The 25,190-nt window shown below is 71.5% G+C and carries 22 protein-coding genes; 7 read left to right on the forward strand and 15 right to left on the reverse strand.

What is annotated here, in order from left to right; genetic code table 11:
• Positions 1-2: 2 nt before the first annotated feature.
• From HHX30_RS10220 to HHX30_RS42585, 4 genes are all read right to left on the reverse strand, one after another.
• Positions 3-1,031, reverse strand: a complete 1,029-nt coding sequence (locus tag HHX30_RS10220; RefSeq protein WP_169981649.1) for a radical SAM protein — start codon at positions 1,029-1,031, stop codon at positions 3-5.
• A 22-nt stretch (positions 1,032-1,053) separates the two neighbouring features.
• Positions 1,054-2,889: an ABC transporter ATP-binding protein gene (locus tag HHX30_RS10225; RefSeq protein WP_311922281.1), complete on the reverse strand. Its 1,836-nt coding sequence runs from the start codon at positions 2,887-2,889 to the stop codon at positions 1,054-1,056.
• 319 nt (positions 2,890-3,208) lie between these two features.
• Positions 3,209-5,779, reverse strand: coding sequence for a class III lanthionine synthetase LanKC (gene lanKC / locus HHX30_RS10230; RefSeq protein ID WP_169981650.1), 2,571 nt, complete (start codon positions 5,777-5,779; stop codon positions 3,209-3,211).
• Positions 5,780-5,846: 67 nt separating this feature from the next.
• Positions 5,847-7,466, reverse strand: a complete 1,620-nt coding sequence (locus HHX30_RS42585) for a cytochrome P450 (RefSeq protein WP_169981651.1) — start codon at positions 7,464-7,466, stop codon at positions 5,847-5,849.
• Positions 7,467-7,665: 199 nt separating this feature from the next.
• Between HHX30_RS42585 and HHX30_RS10240 the strand changes: the two genes are divergently transcribed.
• The 3 genes from HHX30_RS10240 (at position 7,666) to HHX30_RS10250 (ending at position 10,782) form a co-directional block, all read left to right on the forward strand.
• The gene (locus HHX30_RS10240) at positions 7,666-7,854 is read left to right on the forward strand and encodes a DNA-binding protein (RefSeq protein WP_169981652.1); all 189 of its coding nucleotides are present in this window, start codon (positions 7,666-7,668) and stop codon (positions 7,852-7,854) included.
• 129 nt (positions 7,855-7,983) lie between these two features.
• On the forward strand, positions 7,984-9,582 hold the full coding sequence (locus tag HHX30_RS10245; protein ID WP_211591839.1) for a serine/threonine-protein kinase: 1,599 nt from the start codon (positions 7,984-7,986) through the stop codon (positions 9,580-9,582).
• A 42-nt stretch (positions 9,583-9,624) separates the two neighbouring features.
• Positions 9,625-10,782: an acyltransferase gene (locus tag HHX30_RS10250; RefSeq protein WP_169981654.1), complete on the forward strand. Its 1,158-nt coding sequence runs from the start codon at positions 9,625-9,627 to the stop codon at positions 10,780-10,782.
• 16 nt (positions 10,783-10,798) lie between these two features.
• Here the strand turns inward: HHX30_RS10250 and HHX30_RS10255 are convergent, their stop codons facing one another.
• The 4 genes from HHX30_RS10255 to HHX30_RS10270 all read right to left on the reverse strand — a co-directional run bounded on the left by HHX30_RS10255 (position 10,799) and on the right by HHX30_RS10270 (position 14,119).
• The gene (locus HHX30_RS10255) at positions 10,799-11,428 is read right to left on the reverse strand and encodes a hypothetical protein (RefSeq protein WP_311922283.1); all 630 of its coding nucleotides are present in this window, start codon (positions 11,426-11,428) and stop codon (positions 10,799-10,801) included.
• A 434-nt stretch (positions 11,429-11,862) separates the two neighbouring features.
• Positions 11,863-12,759 (reverse strand): aldo/keto reductase, encoded by an 897-nt coding sequence (locus tag HHX30_RS10260; RefSeq protein ID WP_169981655.1) that lies wholly within the window; start codon positions 12,757-12,759, stop codon positions 11,863-11,865.
• A gap of 80 nt (positions 12,760-12,839) precedes the next feature.
• Positions 12,840-13,520: a TetR/AcrR family transcriptional regulator gene (locus tag HHX30_RS10265; RefSeq protein WP_169981656.1), complete on the reverse strand. Its 681-nt coding sequence runs from the start codon at positions 13,518-13,520 to the stop codon at positions 12,840-12,842.
• A 74-nt stretch (positions 13,521-13,594) separates the two neighbouring features.
• Positions 13,595-14,119, reverse strand: coding sequence for a hypothetical protein (locus HHX30_RS10270; RefSeq protein WP_169981657.1), 525 nt, complete (start codon positions 14,117-14,119; stop codon positions 13,595-13,597).
• Between the two features lie 93 nt (positions 14,120-14,212).
• On the opposite strand from HHX30_RS10270, the gene HHX30_RS10275 reads away from it, so the two are divergent.
• Together HHX30_RS10275 and HHX30_RS10280 are read left to right on the forward strand one after the other, a co-directional pair.
• Positions 14,213-15,127 (forward strand): DUF72 domain-containing protein, encoded by a 915-nt coding sequence (locus HHX30_RS10275; RefSeq protein WP_169981658.1) that lies wholly within the window; start codon positions 14,213-14,215, stop codon positions 15,125-15,127.
• A gap of 383 nt (positions 15,128-15,510) precedes the next feature.
• Complete coding sequence (locus HHX30_RS10280; protein WP_169981659.1) at positions 15,511-17,217, forward strand: cellulose binding domain-containing protein; 1,707 nt, start codon at positions 15,511-15,513, stop codon at positions 17,215-17,217.
• Between the two features lie 131 nt (positions 17,218-17,348).
• Here HHX30_RS10280 and HHX30_RS10285 read toward each other — a convergent pair whose 3' ends face one another.
• Positions 17,349-17,528: a hypothetical protein gene (locus tag HHX30_RS10285; protein ID WP_169981660.1), complete on the reverse strand. Its 180-nt coding sequence runs from the start codon at positions 17,526-17,528 to the stop codon at positions 17,349-17,351.
• A 93-nt stretch (positions 17,529-17,621) separates the two neighbouring features.
• Here HHX30_RS10285 and HHX30_RS10290 point away from each other — a divergent pair, with 93 nt between their 5' ends.
• Entirely contained in the window at positions 17,622-18,080 is a 459-nt protein-coding gene (locus HHX30_RS10290; protein WP_396703720.1) for a MarR family winged helix-turn-helix transcriptional regulator, read from the forward strand.
• A gap of 91 nt (positions 18,081-18,171) precedes the next feature.
• Here the strand turns inward: HHX30_RS10290 and HHX30_RS10295 are convergent, their stop codons facing one another.
• The 5 genes from HHX30_RS10295 to HHX30_RS10320 form a co-directional block, all read right to left on the reverse strand.
• Positions 18,172-18,963, reverse strand: coding sequence for a collagen-like protein (locus HHX30_RS10295; protein ID WP_249349890.1), 792 nt, complete (start codon positions 18,961-18,963; stop codon positions 18,172-18,174).
• A gap of 394 nt (positions 18,964-19,357) precedes the next feature.
• Entirely contained in the window at positions 19,358-20,236 is an 879-nt protein-coding gene (locus HHX30_RS10305) for a polysaccharide deacetylase (protein ID WP_169981663.1), read from the reverse strand.
• A 30-nt stretch (positions 20,237-20,266) separates the two neighbouring features.
• Positions 20,267-21,268 (reverse strand): asparaginase, encoded by a 1,002-nt coding sequence (locus tag HHX30_RS43195; protein WP_169981664.1) that lies wholly within the window; start codon positions 21,266-21,268, stop codon positions 20,267-20,269.
• Positions 21,265-22,008, reverse strand: a complete 744-nt coding sequence (locus HHX30_RS10315; RefSeq protein WP_169981665.1) for an SDR family NAD(P)-dependent oxidoreductase — start codon at positions 22,006-22,008, stop codon at positions 21,265-21,267. Before HHX30_RS10315 ends, HHX30_RS43195 begins: the two co-directional genes overlap by 4 nt.
• A gap of 13 nt (positions 22,009-22,021) precedes the next feature.
• A complete protein-coding gene (locus tag HHX30_RS10320; protein WP_211591841.1) occupies positions 22,022-22,402 on the reverse strand; it encodes an SDR family oxidoreductase in 381 nt (126 codons plus the stop codon).
• Between the two features lie 189 nt (positions 22,403-22,591).
• Here HHX30_RS10320 and HHX30_RS10325 point away from each other — a divergent pair, with 189 nt between their 5' ends.
• Entirely contained in the window at positions 22,592-24,451 is a 1,860-nt protein-coding gene (locus HHX30_RS10325) for an ABC transporter ATP-binding protein (RefSeq protein ID WP_169981666.1), read from the forward strand.
• Positions 24,452-24,468: 17 nt separating this feature from the next.
• Here HHX30_RS10325 and HHX30_RS10330 read toward each other — a convergent pair whose 3' ends face one another.
• The gene (locus tag HHX30_RS10330) at positions 24,469-25,044 is read right to left on the reverse strand and encodes a hypothetical protein (RefSeq protein WP_169981667.1); all 576 of its coding nucleotides are present in this window, start codon (positions 25,042-25,044) and stop codon (positions 24,469-24,471) included.
• Positions 25,045-25,190 lie beyond the last annotated feature (146 nt).

Genomic DNA, 25,190 nt, shown 5'->3' on the forward strand with positions numbered 1-25,190 from the left:
CGTCAGGCCGTCGGCGCGAAGTGCGGCCGGCGGTCGATGCGGGCGCGGTCGGCGTCGGAGCCGAAGCGGTAGTCGATCTTCCGGGTCGCCTCCGCCCACTGCTCCATCGTGTGCACGGACCTCAACGTGTCGACCACGAAGGGGTCGCGCCAGCGCTCCAGCGCGCGTTCCCACAGCCGCTCCGGCGGGTCCGTCAGCAGGTTGCCGACCGTCCCCTCGTACGCCGGCATGGCCCGGACCGCTCCGTCGGGCTCGACCTGCAGCACGGGGAGGAACGGACGGTCGGGGTGCATCAGCAGCGCGAGGTTGTCGGTCGCGCTGACTTGGACGGACGGCGGCGCCAACGTGCGCAGGCGGCGCGTGAACTCGCGGCTGCCGAGCAGGGCGACCTGGGCGTCGGAGAGCAGCTCGTGCTCCACGACCCCCGTACGGCTGGCGAGCCCCTCCGGGATGACCGCGCCGAACGACACGTACTCCAGCTCGGGGAACCTCGGCGCGATGTCGGTGCAGAACTGGTCGATCTGGTCGAAGTTGCTGCGCACGACGACGCAGTCGATCCCGAAGGACAGCGGTCCCTCTTCGGCCAGACGCCGCTCCCTCGCGGCGGCGTCGAACAGCGCGAGGGCGTCCATCGCCCGGTCGAACGAGCCGCGGCGGCCACGGACGCGGTCGTGCACCTCGGCCGTGGCGCCGTCGAGGCTCACGCTCACCTTGGCGACGTTCCGCACGATGTCCCCGACCATCGGCGGGCGCAGCGTCCAGCCGCCGGTGAAGAGGGAGACCTGCACGCCCGCGGCCGTCATGCGGCCGGCGACGTCGAGCACGCCCGGCACCAGAAGGGGCTCGCCGCCGGCCAGGCAGACGCCGTACGGCCTCATCGCGATGATGGCGTCCGCCGCCCGCAGCATCTCGGCCCGCTCCAGCTGCCGCGAGGGACGGCGGCCGGACTCGGAGTAGCAGTGGAAGCATCGCAGCGGGCAGGCGTACGTGATGTCCCAGATGATCTCGAGTGGGCGGCCGGGGGTTTCCATGGATGCTCCAAAGGGGGATGGTTCACGCGGTCACGGGGGAGGCGGCGAGGAACTGGGTGGCGGCCAGCTCGGCGTAGAGGGGGTCGGCGCCGACCAGCTCCTCATGCGTGCCGACGGCCCGCACCACGCCCGCGTCCATCACGACGATCCGGTCGGCCAGCGTGACCGTGGACAGCCGGTGCGCCACGACCAGAACCGTCGTCGTACGCGCGATCTCGGCGATCGTGTCGCGCAGCGCCGCCTCGTTGACGGCGTCGAGCTGGGAGGTGGCCTCGTCCAGCAGCAGAAGGCGGGGGCGGCGCAGGAGCGCGCGGGCGATGGCCACGCGCTGGCGCTCGCCGCCGGACAGGCGGGTGCCGCGATGGCCGACCAGGGTGTCCAGACCCTTGGGCAGTCGCGCCACCAGAGCGTCGAGGCGGGCGACGCGCAGGACGCGCTCGATCTCCTCGCCGGTGGCCTCGGGCGCGCCGAGCAGGAGGTTCTCCCGCAGGGAGCCCGACAGGACGGGAGCGTCCTGCTCGACATAGCCGATCGCGGCCCGCAGGCGCGGGATGTCCCAGGTGGCGATGTCGCCGCCGTCGATGAGGATGCTCCCCGAGACCGGCTCGTAGAACCGCTCGATGAGGGAGAACACCGTGGTCTTGCCCGCGCCGGAGGGCCCGACGAAGGCGGTCATGCCCCGGGCGGGCACGCTGAAGCTGATCCCGTGATGGACCGGCGGCAGCTCCGGCGAGTAGCGGAAGTGCACGTCGCGGAACTCCAGCTCCGCGGGGGCCGCGCCGGGCGCGGGGGGCGTCGCGGCCGGTGCGACCGGCTCCGCGGGCAGCCGCTCCGCCTCGGTGATGCGGGCGACCGCGGCGGCGCCGACCTGGTACTGCCCGGCCGCGCCGATGAGCTGCTGAAGCGGTGGCACCAGGAAGAAGACGTACATCAGGAACGCGATCAGCGTGCCCACGTCGATCGCCCCGGCGGCCACGCGGCTTCCCCCCACGGACAGGACGACGAAGAAGGCCACCTGGAGGGCCAGCTCCGCGGTGTGCCCGGCGATCGCCAGCCACTTGCCGGCGCGTACGGAGGCCCGCCACGACTCCTCCGCGGAGCGGTGGACGGCGGCCTCCTCCCGGTGCTCGGCGCCGGACGCCTTGATCGTGCGCAGTGCCCCGAGCGCGCGTTCGAGGGCGGCGCCCATCGCCCCGACGGACTTCTGCGCGTCCTTGCTCATCCTGCCGACGCGCGGCATGACCACCCGGATGAGCGTCCCGGCGAGCACCAGCACGCCGAGCGTGACCACGAGGAGCACGGGGTCGAGCAGGCCCATCAGCGTGGCGGTCGCGAGGACCGTGAGGCTTCCGGTGACGATGCCGATCACCGAATCGGTGGTGACCTGGCGCAGCAGGATCGTGTCGGAGGTGACCCGGGACATCAGGTCGCCGGGTTCGGCGCGGTCGAGGGCCGGCACCCGCAGCCGCAGCAGATGCGAGACCAGGCGGCGGCGGGCGGTGAGCACGATCGACTCGCCGGTGCGGCGCAGCACCCACTCGCCCAGCGGGCCGACGCCCGCGGTCACGACGACGAGCAGGCCCATCACCAGCAGCACGCCGGTCAGCGGCCGGTCGGCGCCGAGGTCGTCGATCAGCCGCCTCGCGACGAGCGGGAGCGTCAGCCCGACCGCTCCGGTCGTGAGGTTCAGCAGCCCGCCGAGGGCGAGCCAGCGCCAGGACGGGCGCATGTAGCGCAGCAGCACCCGCCACGTGGGCGGCGTCGCGGCCGCGCCGTCATCCGCGCCGTCGGTCGCGGCGCGGGGCGGGGCGGCGGGTGCCGCCGCCGTCGCGCCGGACTGGTCGCGCTGCGTGTCCACGGGTTCCTCGCAAAGACTGTGGGAAGAAGGGCTCGCAAAGACTGAGGGGAGAGGGGCTCGCCAAGACTGTGGGGAGAGGGAAGGCCCGGCCCCGGCAGGTCCGCGCCGTGCGCGACCGGCCAGGGCCGGGTGTCTCACCGTCCGCGAGCGTTCACCGGGTGGTCACCGGTGGCGTCCACCCGGGTGCCGGCTCGATCGGCCTCGGTCAGATGCAGATGTAGCAGGCGGTGCCGTTGTACGAGGTCACGATGCTGGAGCACGGGTGCGCCTTGGCCTCGTTCGGGTTGAGGGTCTGGAGCTGCAGAACCTGAGCCATTTCCTATTTCCTTTCTGTCGTCTCGAACGCGGGGGTCCGCAGATCGAGAACCGGCATTACCGACGCGCTCTGGTCGAACGCGACGCTGAGGGCGGCAAGCACACCGGCGGAACCCGTTTCCAGGTCCATGGAGAGCCGCATGAGCTGGTTGCCGGGGAAGGCCAGGTGGCCTTCGTAGGACAGGGCGTGCCAGGAGAGCCGGCGTACGTGCTCGTCGACGAGCGGCCGGTCCTCCGGCAGGCCCATGAGGCGGAGGGCCGCGACGGTGCCCGCCCGGCCCTCCAGCAGGGCCGGGTGGCGGGTGAAAGGCGCGCGCAGGGCCCGGCGGACGCCGCCGATCACGTCGGCGAAGCCCGGCTCCTCGCGCCGGCCGAGATACTGGGACAGCACCAGGGCCAGCCCGCCGCTGCCGGTGCCGAGGTAGAGCAGGTATCGGTTGCTGTCCAGGAGGCAGAAGCCGCCGTCCGGCAGCGTCTGGCCGCGGCCGATCTCGCGCCGCAGTGCCGTACGGGCCAGGTCGAGATACCCGGACTCCCCGGTGACGTCGTGCAGCCGCAGGAAGTAGGACGCGACTCCGGTCAGGCCGTGTTGCAGGCCGACCCTGCCGTCCGGGCGGAACATCCGCGACCCGCCGTCGCCGAGCTCCCGGCCGAGCCGGTCGGCGATGCGCACGGCCTCCGCGCGCAGGTCCTCGTCGCCGGTGATCGCGAAGAAGTGCAGAAGGTTGAGGCCGGCTCCGGCCAGGCCGCCGTGGAGGCCGGGGACCTCCAGTCCGTCGTGCAGTTTGCGGGCCCGGTCGAGCATGTCGAGCGCGTCGTCGCGGCGGCCGAGCGACTCGAGCGTCGCGGCCACGCCGTGCAGGCCGTTCAGCAGGCCGGGACGCGGGTCGGGCGCCCGGCGCACGGCCGTGACGAGCCAGTCCACGTGCTCCTCCGGCACCGGTGCGCCGGCCTGCCGCAGAGCCCACAGCACTCCGGCGGCGCCGTGGGCCACCGTGAACCCGCCGGTCGCGAACTGCTGCGGGTCTCCGGGGAAGAGCCGGTCCCTGCGGCCGGGCGTCGCGCTGGCCGTGATCCCCGCCACGATCGAGTCGCGGATGGCCGGCCAGTCCGGTTCGGTGAACATCCGCGCCGCGACGTCCTCGCCGAGGGGGCCCTTCACCGCCTCGAAGTTGCGGACCATGCGCGCGCCGAACCCCTGCGGGAGGGGGAAGTGCTCGGTGATGACGCCGGTGAGGCCGGCCAGCTTGACCGGGTCCCGGTCCTGCAGCGGGCTGATCGGCAGGAACATCCACTGCCGCAGGCAGTTCAGCACGTAGTTGTCCGCCGCTCGGCCGCTCAGGTCCTTGGGCGCGGCGAACCCCGCCGCGGCGAGGCCGGGGGCCCGCGTGTCCGTCAGGTCGGACGCGATCTCGAAGTCGATGAGCGCGACCCGCCCGTCGGGCCGGACGATGATGTTCTCGGGGTGCAGGTCGGCGACCCGCACGCCTCTGGCGTGGATCGACATCAGGGCGTGGTCGACCTTGGCCAGGACGTCGATCGCCCAGCGGGTGTAGGCGGCCAGCGTCTCGGGGGCCGGGTCGGGCGTGGCGAGCGGATAGCGCTCGAACACCTCGTCCAGCAGGGTTTTGCCCTCGATGTACTCCTCGACCAGGAAGTGGTGTTCCCAGATCACCATGTGGCCGAGCAGCCGGGGCACGCAGTCGAGCCCGCTCAGCCGCTCCAGGATGTCGCGCTCGTGTGCCAGCCTGGCGACCGCGTCCACGCCCCCGGCGTCCAGGCCCGCGTGCGGCCGGGCCTCCAGCAGCACCACGTATCCGCCGGACGCCTCGTCACGGGCGAGGTACACGCCGCCGCCGTTGGAGAAGTGCAGCGCCCGCTCGATCTGGTACGGGAACTCCTGTCCGTCGCCCGCCGTGTGCTTCTCGTACGACCCGCGCAGCACCTCGGGAAGGGGGACCCACTCCGGCACGGTGAACGCGGGAGTCCGCTGGTCGGGCACCAGCCGGCCGTCCGGCGTGCGGATCGCGTATCCGAGGCTGCCGTCCGACTTGGTGTACGTCATCGGCTGGAACGCGCCGTATCTGGCGTAGACCGGCGAGTCCTCGTAGCGCAGGTCGCTGAGGATGTACGGCCCGGTGTACCCCTTGAGGAGCTCGGCCAGCGCGGGCAGCACCTCGGCGAACTGCTCCTCGTCCACCGGATACAGGGTGACCAGTTTGCCGCTGCTGCCCCGGTCGGCGTACTTGTTGTTCATCAGCCGCACCGCCATCCTGCTGCGCAGGAACTTGACCGCGATGCCGCGGGCCAGGCAGAAGTCGACCACGAGGTCGCAGACGGCCGCGGCGTCGGCGTCGGTCGCCGAGACGTGGATCTTCCATCCCTGCTCGGGGAGCGCGAGGTCCGGCGGGAGCAGCACGACCCACAGTTCGCTCTCGCCGCGGCGCCATCCGGTGGGCAGCGGCCGGGAGCCCGTCGGGAAGCGGTTGTCGCCGTCGGGGATGCGCCAGACCGGCTCGAAGAACAGCGGGTCGGCCTGACAGTAGGCCACTAACTGCGGAATCGTCTCTTTCATCGGGTCGGCTCCTGGCTGCTGAGGGCGTGCGTGGGGAACTGCTGTTCGTGGAGACGGTCGTGCCGGCTCACGCTCCGGCGGCGGATTCCCCCTGAGGATCCGGCCGCAGGACGACCGGCAGACCGAGGAGGTAGCGGACGCTGCTCTGCCGGTAGTGCAGGCTCCGCGAGTCGCGGGCGAGCTCGACGCCGGGGAAGCGCCTCGCGAGCGTGCCGAAGGCGATCCGCAGCTGGGCCCTGGCCAGGTCCGCGCCGAGACAGTGGTGGTGACCGTGGCCGAACGCGAGGTGCGCGTTGTCCCGGCGTCCGACGTCCAGCAGATCGGGGTCGGGGAAGAACGACGGGTCGCTGTTGGCGGCCACGAGGGACGCGCCGAGCAGGTCGCCCTTCGGGATCGGGGTGCCTCCCACCTCGATCGGGGCCGTCACCTGACGGGCGATGGTGACAGGGAAGGGCGTGACGAGCCGCAGCAGCTCCTCGACCGCCGGGGCGACCAGCGCGGGCTCGGCCACGAGCCGGGCCCACTGCTCCGGGCGCTTCAGCAGGGCGGCCAGTCCGCTCGCCAGCACCGTCGTCGGGGCGCGGTGCCCGTTCACCAGGAGGAACCTGGCCGCCGAAACGAGGTCGTCCTCCGCCAGGCCGTCTCCCTCAGCCGCGACGACCCAGCCGAGCAGGTCGTCCGACGGGCTCTCGCGGCGCGCCGCGATCAGGTCCCGCAGGAGCTCGTCGATGTCGGGGTGCGCCTTCGGCGGCGGGGTGACCAGCCGCTCCAGGATCCACTCGCGGATCTGGCCCCGCCGGTCCTCCGGCACGCCGAGCAGCTCGCACAGCACGAGGACCGGCAGCGGGTAGGCGAACGCGTGGAGGAATTCCACCACCTCCCCGGCGGGGATCGCGTCGAGCAGCGCGTCGGCCGCGCGCTGGATCCGCGGGCGCAGCGCCTCGACGCGCTCGGGGGTGAGGTGCCGCTCGATGAGCCGGCGCAGCCGGGCGTGCTCCCGGCCGTCGATCGTGATGAGGTCGAGATCGCCCTTGTGGGCGAGGGCCGGATCGTCCGACTGGAGCCGGAACCCCGCGGTGATCTCCACCTCTCCGGCGAGGCGCGGGTCGGTGAGCGTCCGGGTGGACGCCGCGTGGCCGGTCAGGATCCAGGTCGTCGCGGCGCCCTCCGCGTTGAGCCGGTGGACCGGCCCGATCTCACGGAACCGCCCGAGCAGTTCGGCGTCGTTGAGCAGCGCCGGCGTGAGCGGCCGGAGCGCGGCGGGCAGGTGCGGGGGAACCTCCGCCTGCTCGTCCAGCGCGGCCAGGAAGGGGACGACCACCGAGGCCACGGACTCCCGCCCGGAGGCGGGCAGCGTCAGCGTCGGGCAGGACAGCTCCCCGGCGAGGTCGTGGTCCGTCGTGCCCACGACGACCACGGCGGTGACCCGCTCCGGATGGCGGTCGGCGATCTCCAGCGCCGCCAGGCCCGCCTCGCCGTATCCGAGGATCGCGGCGCGGTCCGGGCTGCCCGGCGCGGCCAGCAGGTCCGCGAGCCGTTCCACCAGGCCGGGAAGGTCCCCCGCGGCCAGGTCGGCCCTGCCCGTGTGCCAGCCCAGGCCGGCGAGTTCGCGCTCCAGGCGGCCCGTCCCGTCCTCGGCGTTGAGGATCAGCAGGGTCCGGCCCCCGTCGCTGACGATCGTTGTCATCTGGTTCCCCCCGTTCCATGCCCCTTGGAACCGCTGCGACGGGGTCCATTTCTCCCGACGACTCTTGTCGTCTGGTTGAGATTTACTTGTGAACCGCGTGTTATGTGGAGTGAACTGCGCGGACGCCGTGGCGGGCCTGCCCGGCTGCGACGTACGCCCCCCGGCCGGACGGGGAGCCTGCACACGAGGAGAGGACCCGATGACGGACCTGCCGAAGACCGGTGCTCCGGCCACGCGGGCACTGGTGAACGCCGGTTACACCCAGTTGGAGCACCTCACTCGGGCGACCGAGGCCGAGATCCTCGCGCTGCACGGCATGGGGCCGAAGGCGATGTCCGTGCTCCGCCGGGCTCTGCAGGAGCGAGGCCTGTCCTTCCGCGACGGTTGAGGCTGATTCGCTGCCGGGTGACCTCCGGATATGACAGGATCCGCCTGGTTCATCGACATACCGACGGCATCGTGGGGGAGCGGGACGAATGCGGGAACGGCCGGAGCCGATCACGTGCGGCCGCCGCGCGTGACGAACCGCGTCGTGCCGCCGCACCCCCTCGACCCCGGTGATCCCGAGCGGATCGGCGACCACCGGCTCGTCGGCGTCCTCGGCGAGGGCGGCCAGGGCACCGTCTACCTCGCACGGGACACCTCGGGAGCCCAGGTCGCGATCAAGGTGCTGCACGCCAGGGCCGCGATGGACGCCACGAGCCGCCGCCGCTTCCTGCGGGAGGCGGAGACGGCCCGCAGGCTCGCCCCCTTCTGCACGGCCCGCGTGCTCGACGCCGGGTCCCATCACGGGCGGCCGTACATCGTCACCGAGTACATCCCCGGGCCCTCGCTGGCGACGGCGGTCGCCGAGGACGGCCCGCGTACGGGCAGCGGGCTCCACCGCCTCGCCGTCGCCACGCTGACGTCCCTCGCCGCGATCCACCGGGCCGGGATCGTGCACCGCGACTTCAAGCCGGGCAACGTGATCCTCGGCCCCGAGGGGCCCGTGGTCATCGACTTCGGCATCGCGAGCGCCGCCGACCACACCGTCAGCGGGGGCGGCATGGCGGGCACGCCCGCCTTCATCGCCCCCGAGCAGCTCGCCGGGCAGCGGCCCGGTCCTCCCTCCGACGTGTTCAGCTGGGCCGTGACGATCGCGTACGCCGCGACCGGGCGCCTGCCCTTCGCCGGGCCGACCGTCCCGGCCATCCTGATGGCCATCTCGGCCCGCGACCCCGACCTGTCCGGCGTGCCCGCCGACCTTCGCCCGCTGCTGGAGGCATGCCTGGCGAAGGATCCCGCCGCCCGGCCCGCCGCCTCCGGCCTGCTGCGCGCCCTCACCGGCGGCGACGCCGCCACGGCCGCCACCCGGCCGGCCGATCCGGTGCGTACGGAGGTCCCCGGGACCGGCCCGCGGCGGCGGTGGGCCGCGGGGCTCGTGGCGGGCGTGACGGCCGTGCTCGTCGCGGGCGGGGTCCTCCTGCTGTACGCGTCCCGCGGCGGCGAGGCGGTTCCCGCGGGCGGGAGCCTGCTGTACGGCGACGACTTCGGCGAGCGGGGCAACTGGGACGGCTACACCTTCGACCCCGGCGCGGTCGGCGACCAGCGCACGACCCGCGGCTACGAGATCGAGCGCGGCGTCTACACGGTCCGCGCCGACCGCTCCGGCCCGGTCAACACGGCACTGTCGCCCGTGCCCGCCAAGACCGACGCCGCGGCCGGACGCGACGTGCTGGTCGGCGTGACGGCCGAGCTGCGGGAGGGCCCGGGACAGGGCGGCTTCGGGCTCCTGTGCCGGTGGGACGAGGACGTCCCCAGCGGATACGCGTTCCTGCTCGGCCTCGACGGCACCGCCCGCGTCGTGCGGCAGTCCGGGGGCACGCGTCTCGACGTCGTGCCGCCGGTGAAGGCGGCCCTGCCGCGCGCCGGGCGCGAGGTGCGCCTCCAGGCCGCCTGCCGGGGCTCCCGCCTGACGTTCTGGGTCGACGGCACGCGCGCTCTCGACGCCGAGGACGCGAATCCTCTGCCGTCCGGCCCGCACAGCCAGGCGGGGGTCCTCGCTCGCGTGCCCGAGGCCGGTAGCGGCGTGGTCACCGTCTCGTTCGACGATTTCAGCGTCCACACGACGGGTTGACCCGGGGGAGCACGTCCCCATTTATCACCTAAAGTCACCTGAATGGCATCAAACCGCTCCCGGCTGGCATGGCTGGACGCCTTAAGGGGGGTCGCCGCTCCGGCCGTGGCGCTGCACCACTCGGCCTGGACCTTCGTCCCGGCCGTCTGGGCGGAGGTCGACCGCAGGGTCGACGTCGGCACCTGGGGCGTCTTCGTGTTCTTCCTGGTCAGCGGATACATCATCCCGGCCTCGCTGGAGCGGCGGGGCGACCTGCGGGCCTTCTGGACCGGCCGGGCCTTCCGGCTCCTCCCGCTGCTGCTCGCCGCGCTCGCCCTCGCGCTGCTCCTCGCGTACGCCGGGGTGTTCGAGACGTCCCCGGGCCTCGACAGCCGGCCGCCGCCGCTCGTCGCGCTGGCCAACTTCACGATGCTGCAGGAACTCCTCGGCGTCCCCTCGGTGATCGGCGTTATGTGGACGCTGTCGTACGAGATGGCGTTCTACCTGATGACGGCGGGACTGTTCGCCGTACGGCAGGCGCACAGGCCGGCGCCGATCGCCGTGGTCCTCGCGGTGGCGGCCGTGCCGCTCGGGCTGCTCATGCCCCACGCGACGATCAACGGAGGCGCGGACCTGGCCGCCGCGATCCTGGGCGTCGCGGTGGTCCTGGTCATCGCCGTGACCGTGCTCGCGAGCGGGCGTCTCAGGACGGCGGCTGCGGTGATCGGCGGCCTTCTCGGCCTGGCCCTGGTCGTCCTCGGCAGCAGGATCGGCGCCGGACAAGGGCTGGTCATCGCGGCCATGATGTTCGCCGGTACGGCCGTCCACCGTGCGGAGCGGGGCATGCTCCGGTGGAGGTGGGCCGCCGCCGCCCTGCTGACGGTCCTCGCCTGCGGCGTCCTGGTGGCGCGCGAGCCCGCCTGGGCCTCGGCGGTCCTGCTGGCGGCCGGGTTCTTCGTGCTCGTGTTCGCGCTGCGGCACCGGTCGTTCCCCCGGTGGCTCGCGTACCTCGGGGTGATCAGCTTTTCCCTGTATCTGCTGCACCCGCTCCTGCTGCGGGTCGTTCCGAACCTGCCGGTGTTCTTCCTCGCCCTGCTGGTCCTCGGCCTCGTGGCGTACCGGCTCGTGGAGGCCCCCGGCCAGCGCCTCGGCCGCCGCCTGAACACCGAGCGCGGCGGAGCCCTGAGGGGTGAGCGGGGGCGCCTGCCGGACGGCGCGTGAGCCCCGGCGCCCGCGGTCAGAGGAGGACGGCGAGGGTGAGCCACGTCGCGGCGCCGCCTGCCACGGCTCCCGCGACGGTCTGGGCCGCGGTGTGATCGCGGATGACCACCCGGGACCAGGCCAGCGCCGAGACCAGCACGGCGCCGGCCGCGTAGACCGGAACCGGTGGCAGGACCCATGCGAGCATCACCACGCCGCCCGCCGCCACCGCCGTGTGGAAACTGATCTTCCACCAGAGCGTGACCGGGCCGGTCACGGCCAGCGTGGCGAGCATGGCGGTCACGCCGGCGACCATCAGGCGCGGGGCGCCGAGCATGACCATCAGGGCCAGCGCGGTGACCACCAGGACGACGATCAGGCCGATCAGTTTCGGCCGCTGGGCACGGTCCCTGACGTGCTTGTCGCCGAAGCGGCCCGACCGGACGCCCGCCAGCAGCACCCCGAGGGGAATCCCTCCGCACAGGGCCGCGGTCAGCGCACCCCAGGCGGCGCCCGCCCAACCGCCGGTGACCGCGCCCACCACCAGCGGCAGCCCCATGACGATGTGCGCGGGCGCGAAGACCTCGGTCAGCCCCCGGGCGACCCGGTTCTCCTCCCTGTCCCCCTGACGACCTGCTCGCATGCCGCCGCGACCCGCCGAAGCCACCCGGTCTCCCTTTCCAAGTCACCGGCGAAATCCGGTGCTGGAATGATCTCAGAAGGCCCGCGTGAAACAGGCGATCCACGGCCGTAAGCGACAGCATCCCGTCGCGAAATTATCCCGGCAGGTGAATCGTCCGCGTCGTCGGAAGGAATTCGACCTGTGCCGGGTACGCTCGAGGGCCATGTGAAAGTGAGACCGTCCAAACGCGTATCGCACGAATTCTGGCGTGCTCCGTGCTGAGCACGGTCAACGTCCGCATCGAACTCGATCCCCCCGTGAACGTCGACCTTCCGGGGACGGGGAAAAGGGCGGTGCGGAAAATCTACTTTTCGACCGATTCTCCGGACGTATTTCACGGCGTCGTGAAAAGGACCAGCTGAACCCACTCGGCCGGCGCGGGCGGCCCGACGTCCCCGCCTCCGGCACGTACGAGCCGGTCAGGCGGCCTCGGTGAGCGCGTCCAGGCGGGCCATGTCCTCGTCCGTGAGGAGCAGTGCGGCGGCGGCCACGTTCTCGGCCAGGTGATCGGGGTCGCCGGTGCCCGGGATGGACAGGACGTGCGGTCCCTGCCGGAGCGTCCAGGCCAGCCGCACCTGCGCGGGCGTCGCCCCGTGCGCGCGAGCCACGGCGAGCACCTCCTCCTGGTCCGTGCCGCTCGCACCCGCCTCACGGCCGTCGCCGGCGATCGCGTAGAACGGTGCGAAGGCGATGCCCTGCTCCCCACAGGTGCGCAGCAGCTCGCGGCTCCGCGTCGCGCCCACGCCGTACCGGTTCTGCACGCTCACCACGGGCGCGATCGCCTGGGCCTGCGCGAGGTGCGCGGGCCGGATGTTGGAGATCCCGAGGTGCCGGACGAGCCCGGCCTCACGCAGCTCGGCGAGGGCGCCGAAGTGCTCGGCGATCGAGTCGAGCCCCGGCTGGCGCAGGTACACCAGGTCGAGGTGGTCACGGCCGAGCTGGCGCAGGTTCTCCTCGACCTGGCCGCGCAACTGGTCCGGCCGGGCGAACGGCAGCCACTCGCCGGACGGATCCCGCCCCGGGCCCACCTTGGTGGCGACGACCAGGTCGTCCGGGTACGGCGCGAGCGCCCGGTTGATCAGCTCGTTGGCCGAGCGCAGCCGGGAGAAGTAGAACGCGGCCGTGTCGATGTGGTTCACGCCGAGCTCGACGGCGCGCCGCAGCACCGCGATCGACCGCTCGCGGTCGCTCGGCGTGCCGAGGTCGAAGGCCGCGCTGCCCGTCAGGCGCATGGCGCCGAATCCCATCCGGTTGACCGCGAGGTCGCCGAGCTTCCAGGTGCCCGCAGCCGCCGCGCCGATTCTGTCCCCACCCATCCCTGCAGAGTGTCACAAAACTGCTGAACCGGCCGAAGCCGGGAGGAGGAGGGCGGACGCGGGCGCTCGGAACAGGCCGCCTACAGATCCATCATGTCGGCGAGGCCGTCCACGCAGGCGGCGAGCAGGGTGGACCCGTCGTGGCCCATGCCGGCGAACTGCCCCTGGACCTCCAGGCTCACCACGCCCTGGAGCTGGGCCCAGGCCATCAGGGTTCCGGCGAGAGCGGTCGCCGGGTCCCCCTCCGGGGCGAACGCCCGCACCCACTCGGCCACCGCCGGGGTCCGCTCCACCCACCGCAGCATCTGGTCCCGCAGCCCTTCGGCTCCCCGACGGCAGCGTCCCCCGGCGAACACCGGAAGGAAGGGCCCGAGCACGTCGCGGGCCCGCAGCACGCTCTCCGGGGGCGCCTGGTAGCCGGGTGAGGGGGTGCCCGCCAGCAACTGGAACAGGTGCGGGTTGGCCACGGCCCATCCGCGGAAGGCCCGGGCCAGCGCGTGCAGCCGCTCCCGCGGCGACCCCTCCCGTACGGCGGCGCGTACGGCCGCGCCGACCTCGTCGAAGCCCTCCAGGATCAGCTCGGTCAGCAGGTCGTCGCGGCTGCGGAAGTACTTGTAGATCGCCGGGCCGGTGACGCCGAGCTGCTTCGCCACCGCGTTCAGGCTGAGCGCCGCCGCCCCGCCCTCGCCGATCTGGACGAGCGCGATCTGCTTGATCTCCGAACGGACCTGGTCCCGGTAGCGCTGCCGCGGCGTTGACATCCCCTCATTATGGTGAGTGCCTCTCATCGGCGCCGCCGGAGGCGGGTCCGGCCGTCCGCGATCGGCGGGGTCGCTCAGGGGGTGTAGATCTCCTGAACCTTGACGATCTTGCCGCGGTAGACGGTGATGAGCGCCGGGCGATGGCCGGCCTTCATCCGGGGAATCAGCACGCTCGGGGAGCACCGCTTCGACCCGAGACTGTCGTTCTTCACCGTCACCGTGGTGCCCTTGCACCCGGTGGCGCTGTAGAACACGACGTTCTTCGCCAGGGGAGAGGCGTAGGCCATGACGTCACCCTCGGCAGGGCCCTCGAAGTGCCCCTCCGTGTGGCCGGTCGTGTCCTTCACCCACTTGATCGGCTCGTATTCCGCCCTACCGGACCGGTAATACGTGACCCAGCCCCGCAGGATGCCGTCATGCCGGGGCGAGATGTGCTTGGTGAAGTCGTGACGGGGGTCGGTCTGGAACGACGTGCCGAAGACCTTGGGCTTGGTGAACTTCGGCATGGCGGCCGCGTCGGCGGGCAGCGCCGCGGCGGAGACCAACGCGGTGGCCGCGACGGCGGGGAGGGCAACACGGAGCGAGGTCGTGAGCTTCATGTCCTGTTGGAGTCCGTGCCCGGCGGAGAAGTTCGCGGCCCGATGTCGGCGACGGCCGGAATCCCCTCCCTTGGGGAGGGGAGAGGTCAAGGCATGGGCAAGATCTTGGTCGGCACGGCCTCCTGGACGGACAAGTCGCTGCTCGCCTCGGGCTGGTATCCGGCCGAGGCATCCACCCCCGAGAAGAGGCTCGGCCACTACGCCGGCCGGTTCCCCCTGGTCGAGGTGGACGCCACCTACTACAACCCCCCGGCCCGGCGTACGGCCGAGCTGTGGCGGGACCGCACGCCGAAGGACTTCACCTTCAACGTGAAGGCGTTCTCCCTGCTCACCGGGCACCCGACCCGGCCTGCCGCGCTGTACAAGGACCTGCGGGCCGTGCTGGGGGAGCCCAAGCGGATGCTGTACCGGCGCGACCTCCCCCCGGAGGTCGTCGAGGAGGTGTGGCGCCGGTTCCTCGGCGCGCTGGAGCCGCTGCACGAATCGGGGAAGCTCGGCGCGGTGCTGTTCCAGTTCCCGCAGTGGTTCCCGCCGGGCGGCGCGAACCGCCGATACATCCTGGAATGCCGTGACCGCTGCCTGCCGATGCGCGTGTGCGTCGAGTTCCGCAACGCGGCCTGGATGGACGAGGCCACCCGGAGCGGCACGCTCGGCTTCCTGACCGCCAACGACCTGCCGTACGTCGGAGTGGACATGCCGCAGGGGCATCCCTCGTCGGTCCCGCCGGTGCTGGCGGCCACCTCCGACCTCGCCGTCGTCCGCCTCCACGGTCACTCGGAGAAGTGGACGAGCCGCGTGATCGAGGAGCGGTTCGGCTACCTCTACTCGGAGGAGGAGCTCCGGCACTGGGCCGGCAGGATCGCCGATCTGGCCGCCCGTACGACCACCACCCACGTGCTGACCAACAACTGCTGCGCCGACAACTCCCAGCGCAACGCGGCACGCCTGGCCGAGCTGCTCGAAGTGCGAGGTGCCGATGTCGTGAGGCCTCCCGGCGGAGCGGCCTGAGACGTCGCCGACGCGCTCCGCACGGCGGACGGGGAGTGGTGTACCCCGAAGCTGAAAGTTTCGTGTACGAAAGCGAAACTTCTGTGCGCACCATCGATGCCATCGCCCCGAACAGCCCTGTTTCACCGACACGGAGACGAAGGTCAACTCGTGAGATTTGGGCCTTGCGGGCGTCGGAAGTTTTCGGCAAGTCTCCGAAAATACCTACCTCCCTACTCGCCTGTGGTCGATCGCCGGACCTGGTGACAGGTCCGGGATCCCCAGGAGGAAGGACGAGCCGCCTTGACACGTCCCACGGTCTCGCCTGCACCGATGGAGAGCCCGCCGCGGGCCGGACGCATGCCCGCCCCCGCTGCCGGACGGCTTCACCCCGGGAGCTCCCGATGATCGGCACCGTCGACTCGGACGGCAGGAGCCGAACTCCCGGCGTACGCCGCGCGCTCGTCATCGGCGCCGTCGCGGCGCTCTCGCTCGGCCTGGCGACAACAGAGATTCCCAGAGCTGAGGCCACCGCCGCCACGCTCGTCGCGGCAGCCGCGGCCGGCGTCGAGGACGAGGGCGCCGACTGCCCGGTGCCCGACCTGGGGTCGCCGGCGTCCAACTCCCGGCTTCCCGATCCCTTCAAGAAGATCAACGGACAGCGCATCACGTCCAAATCGGAGTGGCGGTGCCGCCGAGAAGAGATCAAGAAGCTGGCCGAACGCTACGTCTACGGCGAGAAACCCGGCAAGCCGGCGAGTGTCACGGGCACGGTCTCGCGGACCGGCATCACCGTGAACGTGTCCGCCAACGGCAGGAGCGCCGGCTTCTCCGCGTCGGTGGACCTGCCGAGCGGCACCGGGCCGTTCCCGGCCGTCATCGTGTACGGCGGATTCGGCGCGGACACCGCCACCATCAAGGCGAGCGGTGCCGCGGTCATCAGCTACGACCCGTTCACGGTCGGCAAGGAAGGCACGGCGCGCAACAACAAGCAGGGTGCTTTCTACAGCATCTACAGCTCTTCGAGCAGCACCGGGCTGCTCGCCGCCTGGGCCTGGGGCGTGAGCCGCATCATCGACGTCATCGAGCAGTCGGGCGGGAGCATCCTCAAGGCGGACGCAACCGGCGTCACCGGGTGCTCGCGGTACGGCAAGGGCGCCTTCACGGCCGGAGTGTTCGACCAGCGCATCGCGCTGACCATGCCGATCGAGTCGGGCAGCGCCGGTGTTCCCATCCTGCGCGGCGTCGCCCAGGAGAGCGGCGCGCAGCCGCTGAGCAGCGCCTACTCCGAGCAGCCGTGGCTGGGTGACGCGTTCGGCTCCTTCACCGGCAACCCGAGCCAGCTGCCGGTCGACACGCACGAGATGGTGGGGATGATCGCCCCGCGCGGGCTGTTCATCATGGAGAACCCCCACGTCGACTGGCTGGGCGCCCAGTCGGGCAGCGTGGCGGCGCTGGCCGGTGCGGAGGTCTACAAGGCGCTCGGCGCGGGGGACGACATCAGCTACTGGTCCGACGTGCAGGACGGCACCCACTGTGCCACTAGGTCGGAATGGCGGACGCCTCTGCAGCAGAACATCCAGAAGTTCCTGGTGAAGTCGGGCAACGCCGCCGGTGTCTTCCGGATCTCGTCCAGGAAGTCCGGCAACCTGTCGCAGTGGAGGGACTGGACGACTCCTGTCCTGACCGACAACAGCCCGTCTCCGAGCCCTTCCCCGAGCCCGAGCCCTTCCCCGAGCCCCTCGCCCAGCGGGAGTCCCAACACCAGCCCGAGCCCGTCTCCGAGCCCGAGCCCCTCGCCGTCCGGAGGGGTGACCGGCCCGTGCTCGGCGACGATGCGCGTGGTCAACTCCTGGTCCGGCGGCTGGCAGGGTGAGGTCACGGTGCGTGCGGGCACCTCCTCGATCAACGGCTGGACCGCGAACTGGACCTGGCCAAGCGGGCAGACCATCACCCAGGTCTGGGGAGGCGTACGGTCGGGCTCCGGCTCCGCCGTGACGGTGCGCAACGAGGCCTGGAACGGCTCGGTCGCGGCCAACGGAAGCACGACCTTCGGCTTCATCGCCGGAGGGTCCTCGGCCACCCCGGCGATCACCTGCACCAGCCCGTGACCGCACCGGTCGCGACCGGTTGACCCGTGAATCGATCGGGCCCGCGGCGACCGTGCCGCGGGCCCGATCCCGTTCTCCGCGCCACGCGAGGAGCGCGGGAGTCGCCCGGGCGTCCCTCGTGCCGCTGTCGGTCAGTTGCCCAGCAGCATGACGATGCCGACGATGACGAAGTGAACGAGCACCGCGAACACCAGCACGCTGGCGAAGATCCACTTGGCGGGGCCGTGCTCGAAGTGCTTGCTGTCCTTCATCGGCGGGCGCTTGGCGACGCGGTCGGCGATGCGCTCTTCGAGACTCTTCCTACGGGCCATGACACTTCCTGTGTTCTCGGCGCTGGCGCTTAGTCCACTAATCATTAGTGTACTAACCCGCTAGCATGGCAGTGGAGGTGCGTAGTGAGTGAGATTGGCGACACCGTCGACCCGCTGGCCCTGGAGAACCAGGTCTGCTTCGCTCTAGCGGTCGCCTCACGGTCGGTCATCGGCCTCTACCGGCCCGTGCTCGAACCGATGGGGCTGACCCACCCGCAATATCTGGTGATGCTGGCCCTGTGGCAGCACGCGCCGCTGTCGGTCAAGGACCTCAGCCGGCTGCTGCAGCTGGAGCCTGCCACGCTCTCGCCGTTGCTCAAGCGCCTGGAGTCCGCCGGTCTCGTCGAGCGCCGCCGCGCCAGCGACGACGAGCGTTCGCTCGCGGTGGTGCTGACCGACGAGGGACGCGCGCTGCGCCGGCAGGCCGAGAAGGTGCCCGCGACGATCGTCGAGCGACTGGGCATGGAGCTGACCGAACTGCAGGACCTGCACCAGGCGCTCACCCGGGTGATCGCCGCCGCCACCGGCGCGCACCTCGTCGGACGGCCGTGAAGGCGGCGCCCCCTACGCCCGGCCGCCGTACGCCTCGTCGCCGGGACCGAGGCGGTGCCGGTTCCCCGCCACCGCCCGGCCTGCCGCGCCGTCAGCCTCCGATGCAGAGCACGTAGATCGTGCCGGCCACGGACTTGCCGTAGAGCCTCCAGCCGACCGCCTCGCCGTTGACGAGGTACGGCGCGTTCGTGGTGATGTGGGGCGCGCTCGCGCTGCTGCCCGTGATGAAGCCGCCGCCCGTGGCGACCATGTTGTCCGGGCACATGATTTCGTCGCTGCCACCGTTGGCCGGCAGATAGAGGGCGTCCGCTTTGGTGATGACGTTGGCGGCTCCCCCCGCCGGACCGGCCGGGCCTGCGGGGCCCGCCGGACCTGCGGGGCCTGCCGGACCACGCGTGCCCGGATCACCTTTCTGGCCCTTCGGGCCCTGCGGACCCGCGGGGCCACGCTCGCCCTTTTCGCCCTGGGGGCCGGCGGGACCGCGCTCGCCGTCCTTGCCGTCCTTGCCCGGTGTGCCGTCCTTGCCGGGCTCGCCCTTGGGACCGGCGGCGCCGGTGTCGCCCTTGATGCCCTGCGGGCCGCGCATGCCCTGAGGACCACGCAGACCCTGCGGACCCGCGGGACCCTGCGGACCGGTGCCGCCGATGCCCACCGGACCCTGCGGGCCGGTCTTGTTCCACGACACCTTGGTCTCGGTCGTCTTGCACGTGGTGGTCGCGTTCACCAGGCGCATGTACCGCGTGCTCTTGTTCACACACGCGTAGAACACGGCGTCACTCGCCGACGAAGCGGTGGCCGCGCCACCCAGAACCAGAAGCGACCCGACCAGGGCACCGGCCGTCATCACGCCGATGGTGCGTCCGCCCGGCAACTTGATGGCCACGGGACTTCCTTCCTGAGGCATACGAGGTGACTGAAACGCGGAGGTGCGAGTGCTACACGTCCGAGAAGCAGCCGCGGTTGTCTTCCCGAAGATCACGTATGCGCATCGGCGATCGGTGTCAGCCACTCCGGTCAGAAATCACGCGTCCTCGTCGCCCCCAGCCGCTTCATCCAGGTGGCACACGGCGGCCTCGGCATGCGGCGGCCCCGGCACCGTGTCAGCGCCGGGGCCGCCGGTTCTTCCATGGCCCATGGGCGGGTGCGGGAGGCGTCGTCCTCGTGGCCGGTCCCGTGCTCGTGGTCGCGCAGCGACGCTTCGAGCTCGTTCCATCCCGACGGGACCAGGAGATGGGCCAGGCACTGCACATCCTGTTCGCGCTCCCTCGCCGAGACGGTTACGCCCGGGGGCGGCGGGCCTTGAAGTCGTCCGCGATGGCGTCGAACGTGCACCACCGGACGCCCTCGTGCTTGTTGATGTGCTCGATGAGGCGCTCCAGCATGAGCAGGACCTGCGGACGGCCCGAGACGTCCGGGTGGATCGTCATGGTGAAGACGGCGTACTCCGACTCCCGGTAGACCCAGTCGAACTGGTCCCGCCACATCTCCTCGATGTCGCGAGGGTTGACGAAGCCGTGGCTGTTCGGGCTGGTCTTGATGAACATCATGGGCGGCAGGTCGTCGAGGTACCAGCTCGCCGGGATCTCGACGAGGTCGGTCTCCTGCCCGCGCACGAGCGGCTTCATCCACTCGCGGGCGTCCTTGTCATAGTCGATCTTCGACCAGGTGTCGCCGACGCGCACGTAGTACGGCTCGAAGTCGCGGTGCATGAGCGAGTGGTCGTACTTGATGCCGCGTTCGAGCAGCAGCTCGTTGGTGACCGGCGAGAACTCCCACCACGGCGCGACGTACCCCGTGGGGCGCCGGCCGGTGCGCGTCTCGATGAGGTCGATGCAGTGGTCGAGGATCGTCGACTCCTGCTCGCGGCTCATCGCGATCGGGTTCTCGTGGCTGTAGCCGTGCACGCCCATCTCGTGTCCGGCGGCCACGACCTGCTCGAACTGCTCGGGAAAGGTCTCGATGGAGTGACCCGGCCAGAACCAGGTCGACGGCAGGTCGTACTTCTTCATCAGGGCGTTGAGCCGCGGGACGCCCACCTCGCCGGCGAACAGGCCGCGCGAGATGTCGTCCGGGGAGTCCTCACCACCGTACGAGCCGAGCCAGCCGCCGACCGCGTCGACGTCGATCCCGAACGCTACGAAGATTTCCTTGGCCACAGCGCATCCTCTTCTCTTGGTGTCGATGGGTCAGACATGGGCGGCGAGGGCCTGCCGCGTGACGGAGACTCCCTGAGAGAGCAGCAGCGCCAGCAGCAGCCTCGCCTGGTAGACGGGCAGCCCGCCGACGCTCAGCGCCCCGGCGCGTACGAGGTCCACCCCGCCGCCGTTGCCGTACGTGGGCACGACGGGCCCCTCGGCCACCCGGGTGGACAGCGCCACGACCGTTCCCCCGGCCACCGCCTCGGTAATCCAGTCCAGCAGGGCGTGGTTGGCGTTGCCGACGCCGGTCCCGGCGAGCACGACCGCCCGCGCTCCGGCGCGTACGGCGGCCCGGGCGAGCGCGGCGTCGGCGCCCGGGTGGACCGTCACCACGTCCACCCGGGTGTCGTCGAAGCGGGGCCCGGGCGGGTCCAGCGGCGCCGGCCGTACCGGCCTCGTCGTGATGTGTACCCCCGTCGGGTCGACGCGGCCGATGGGACCGCCGTCCAGGGTCCTGAACGGCTGGGCGGCGACGGTGTGGTGCTTGCGGGTGCCCCGGGCGGCGAAGATCCGCCCGGCGAAGGAGATGAGCGCGCCGCACCCGCGCGCATCGGGAGAGGCGGCGACGGCGACGGCCTCCCGGAGGTTGCGCGGCCCGTCGCTGTCGGGCTGGTCGGCCGCCCGCTGGGCGCCGGTGAGGACGACGGGCTTGTCGCCGCGGTGGACGAGGTCCAGGAGGAACGCCGTCTCCTCCATGGTGTCGGTGCCGTGGGTCACCACGACGCCGGTCACGTCGTCCCTGGCGACCTCCGCCGCGACGGCCTCCGCGATGAGGCGGAGCTCGTGGTGGCCGAGCAGGTAGGAGCCGAGACTGAACAGGTCGCGGCCCTCGACCTCGACGTCCCCGTAGCCGGTGGAGCCGAGGAGCTGCGCGGCGGTCCTGCGCGCCACCGCCGGGCCGCCGGGTTCGCTGCTCGACGCGATGGTCCCGCCGGTCGCGATGACGACGACGCGCGCCTTCCGGGATCCGTCTTCCGTCCGGGTGCTCACGGCATCACGTCGCCGGAGTTGGGACCGAGCGTCTGGCCGACGTAGATGTCCCCGCCGGGCGAGCTCGCCAGAAGCAGCGCGGTCGGCGCGACCTCCTCGGGCCGGCCGAACCTGCCGAGCGGCAGCTCCGCGGCCTTGCTCCGCTTCCACTCCTCCGACAGCCCGTCGATGAGCGGTGTCACGATCGGGCCGGGCGCGATCGCGTTGACGAGCACGCCCTTCGGCGCGAGTTCGAGGGCGAGGGCCTTCGTCAGGCCGATCACGCCCGCCTTGGCGGCGACGTAGTGGGCGAGGCCCGTGCCGCCCTTGATCCCGAGCTGGGAGGCGATGTTGATGATGCGGCCACGGCCCGCCTCCACCATGTACGGCGCGGCGTAGCGGGCGGCGAGGAAGACCCCGCGCAGGTCCACGGCGATGGTCCGGTCGAAGCGCTCCGGGGTCATCTCCAGGAAGGGGACCTCGTCGAGGATGCCGGCCGCGCTGACCAGCACGTCGATCCGGCCGTGCCGCTCCGCCACCTCGGCCGTCGCGCGCTCGACGGCGGCCGCGTCGGTGATGTCGACGACGTGCCCCGTGACGTGGCCCGTGGCCGTGCCGAGGCCGAGCAATTCCCCGGCGACGGGCCTGACGTCGAGCAGGGCGAGACGGGCGCCTTCCGCGGCGAACAGCCGGGCCGTCGCGGCCCCGATCCCGCTCGACGCTCCGGTGATGACGGCGACCTGGCCGTCGAGAGCTCCCATGGTCCGTTCCCCCTCAGTTCGGCCAGCGGACGGTGAGCCCGCCGTCCACGATCACGCTCTGCCCGGTCACGTACGCGGCGTCGTCGGAGGTGAGGAACCGGATCACCCGGGCCGCCTCGTCGACCGTGCCCACCCGTCCGGCCGGGATGATCTTTTCTGCCTCCCGCAGGCCCCGCGGGCCGAGGGAGTTGACCTCGTCGAGCGACTGGGGGCTCTCGATCAGCCCGGGGATCACCGCGTTCACGCGGATCCCGCGCGGTGCCAGCTCGACGGCCAGGGAACGGCACAGGCCGAGCACGCCGGCCTTGGCCGCCGCGTAGTGGCTGTGCTCCTCCCATCCGTACACGCCGCCGGCGATCGAGGAGGTGGCCATCATCGCGCCGCCCTGCTCCATCCGGGCCGCACAGGAAACGCGGGACCATGCCCATTGTCCCGCCTCCGGGCCGGTCGGGGAACCGCGCCGGCGTCTCGGATCCCCCCGGGCCGGTCACTCTTGGTAGTGGAGTGACAGGAAAATCGTTCGCCCTTCCGTTGAGCACTGCGGCAGCATGGCCACGGCGACGTCGGCATTCGGGAGGGGCTGATGGCTGTGCTCGGATCAGGTGAGGAGGTCGGAGACGGCCCATCCGCGCGGAAATCGGCGGTCCTGCTGGTGCTGCGCTACTACTGCGCCGAGCTGAGGCGTCAGTGGCGGGTCGCGGTGCCCACGCTGACGTTGCCGGCGATGGGGAACATCTGCCTGTTCTACCTGGCACCGCTGGCGGTGGCCGGGCTCGTGGGGCACCTGTCCGAAGGCGGTGACGGCTCCGTCGGTGCGCTCCTGCCGTACGTGCTGGGTTTCGGCGCGATGCTGCTGGCGGGCGAGGCGCTGTGGCGGGTGGGGCTGCACTTCCTGAACCGCACCGACGCCCGGGGCATCGAGCGGCTCGGTGTGGTGGGCATGGACGCCTTGCTGGCCAAGGACGCCGCGTTCTTCCACGACAACTTCGCCGGCTCGCTGACCAAGCGGGTCATCGGGTTCTCCTCCAGGTTCGAGGAGTTCGTCGACACGCTCACCTTCTCGATCATGGCCAAGCTGGTGCCCCTGCTCTTCGCCTCGGTGGTGCTGTGGCGATATCACCCGCTGCTGGTCCTCGTCCTCGTGGGCCTCATCATCGTCACCGGACTCCTCGTCGCCCCGCTCATTCGCCGCCGCCAGGCCCTGGTGGACGAACGCGAGGCCGCCAGGGTGCTGGTGTCGGGGCACGTCGCCGACGTGCTGGCCAACATGGAGACGGTCCGCTCGTTCGCCGCCGAGGAACGCGAAGCCGCGGAATATCGAGCGAGGATCGCCGAGCAGCGCAGGTTGACGCTCCGTTCCTGGGATTACGGCAATCTCAAGGTGGACACCGTCGTCGCCCCGTTGTCGGTGCTCACCAGCTCCGTGGGCCTGCTCCTCGCCGTGGCGCTGCGCGGGGGTCTCGGCGTGGAGGCCATCGTGGTGACGTTCACCTACTACTCGAACACGATCAGCATCATGTTCGAGTTCAACCAGATATACCGGCGCATCGAGAGCGTGCTCACCGAAGCGGCCCAGTTCACCGAACTGCTCCTCGAACCGCCGACCGTGGTGGATCCGGTCGAGCCGCAACCACTGCGCCCGGCCGACGCGGGCATCCGCTTCGAACGGGTGAGGTTCGCGCACGGCGGTGGCCCGCTCCTGTTCGAGGACCTGGACCTGGACATCCCCAGCGGCGCCAAGATCGGGCTGGTCGGCCAGTCCGGTGGCGGCAAGACCACCCTCACCCGGCTGTTGCTGCGTCTCATGGACATAGACGGAGGCAGGATCCTGATCGGCGGCCAGGACATCGCCCGGCTACGTCAGGCGGACCTGCGCGGCCTCATCGCCTACGTCCCCCAGGAACCCGCCATGTTCCACCGGTCCGTACGCGACAACCTCGCGTTCGCCCGGCCGGGCGCCACCGATGCCGAGATCCTCCGGGCCGCGCGGGCGGCGCACGTCACGGAGTTCGTCGAGGCCCTGCCGGACGGCTTCGACACTCTGGTCGGCGAGCGCGGCGTCAAGCTCTCCGGCGGCCAGCGGCAACGCATCGCACTCGCGCGCGCCATCCTGCGCGACGCCCCCATCCTCCTGCTGGACGAGGCGACCAGCGCCCTGGACTCCGAAAGCGAGATCCTCGTCCAGGAGGCCCTGTGGCAGCTGATGCAGGACCGGACCGCGCTCGTGGTCGCGCACCGCCTGAGCACCGTCGTCCGCATGGACCGGCTCGTCGTGCTCAATCGGGGACGCATCGTGGAGCAGGGCACCCACAGCGAACTGCTCCAGGCCGACGGCCCCTACGCCCGGCTCTGGCACCACCAGTCCGGAGGCTTCCTCATCGACGACGACATCGACGACGACACCCCCGAAGCGCTCGACCGTCCCACCCAGACCGTCACCTGAGCACCCCTGTCCGGCGATCACCCGTCCGCGGGTGACCAGCAGACGGGCCGGGTGGTGCCGAGCTTGCGTGCGCTGAGCGGGGAGAGGGTCATCGGCGTGACCCATCCCTGCCGAGCCAGCACCACCTGAGCGGGAAGCGGGGTGACCGGGTAGACCTCGATGCCTCGCGTCCAGTTCATGAGCACGCCTTCGGTCCCCTCCAGATCGACCATGACGATCGACACGGGTTGTCCGTCCGCGGCCCAGGTGTTCCAGATCGCCCAACCCTCGGGCCGGGCGTCGACTCCCAGCCGGGCACAAATCTCGTCGTACGTCCCCGCCATACCCGCAGGCATGGCTTCCGGCCGGAGAACGACGATCCCCGCGAGCTTCATGAGCGGTAGCTCGGAGTCGTCGACGCAGCCGTCGCCGGCGAAGTGATGGTGGCGGATCTGGTCGTCTAGCTGGCTGATCACCTGTTGGAGCGGTGTGAGCTCCGCCGGATCATCTCCGTGGGAGAGCCAACCCTCCTCTTTCGCCATGGCGACCACCTTGCGGGCGAGGTGTTCGACGTGGCGGAGATATTCGGGCTCGCTGAGTTCTGCGGCGGGCATTCGGACAGTCTCGGATCGACGCCGATGTCGGTCATGTGATTTCAACGTGAACCTGCCGCGACGCGGTCGCTCCCGAACCTGCGTGGACCTGCGGGTCTCGTAGCGCATTCACGGGCGACGTTTCGACGGCTTCTCCTTCTGACGGC

The organism is Microbispora sp. H10836 (assembly GCF_012999525.1).
Classification (GTDB): domain Bacteria; phylum Actinomycetota; class Actinomycetes; order Streptosporangiales; family Streptosporangiaceae; genus Microbispora.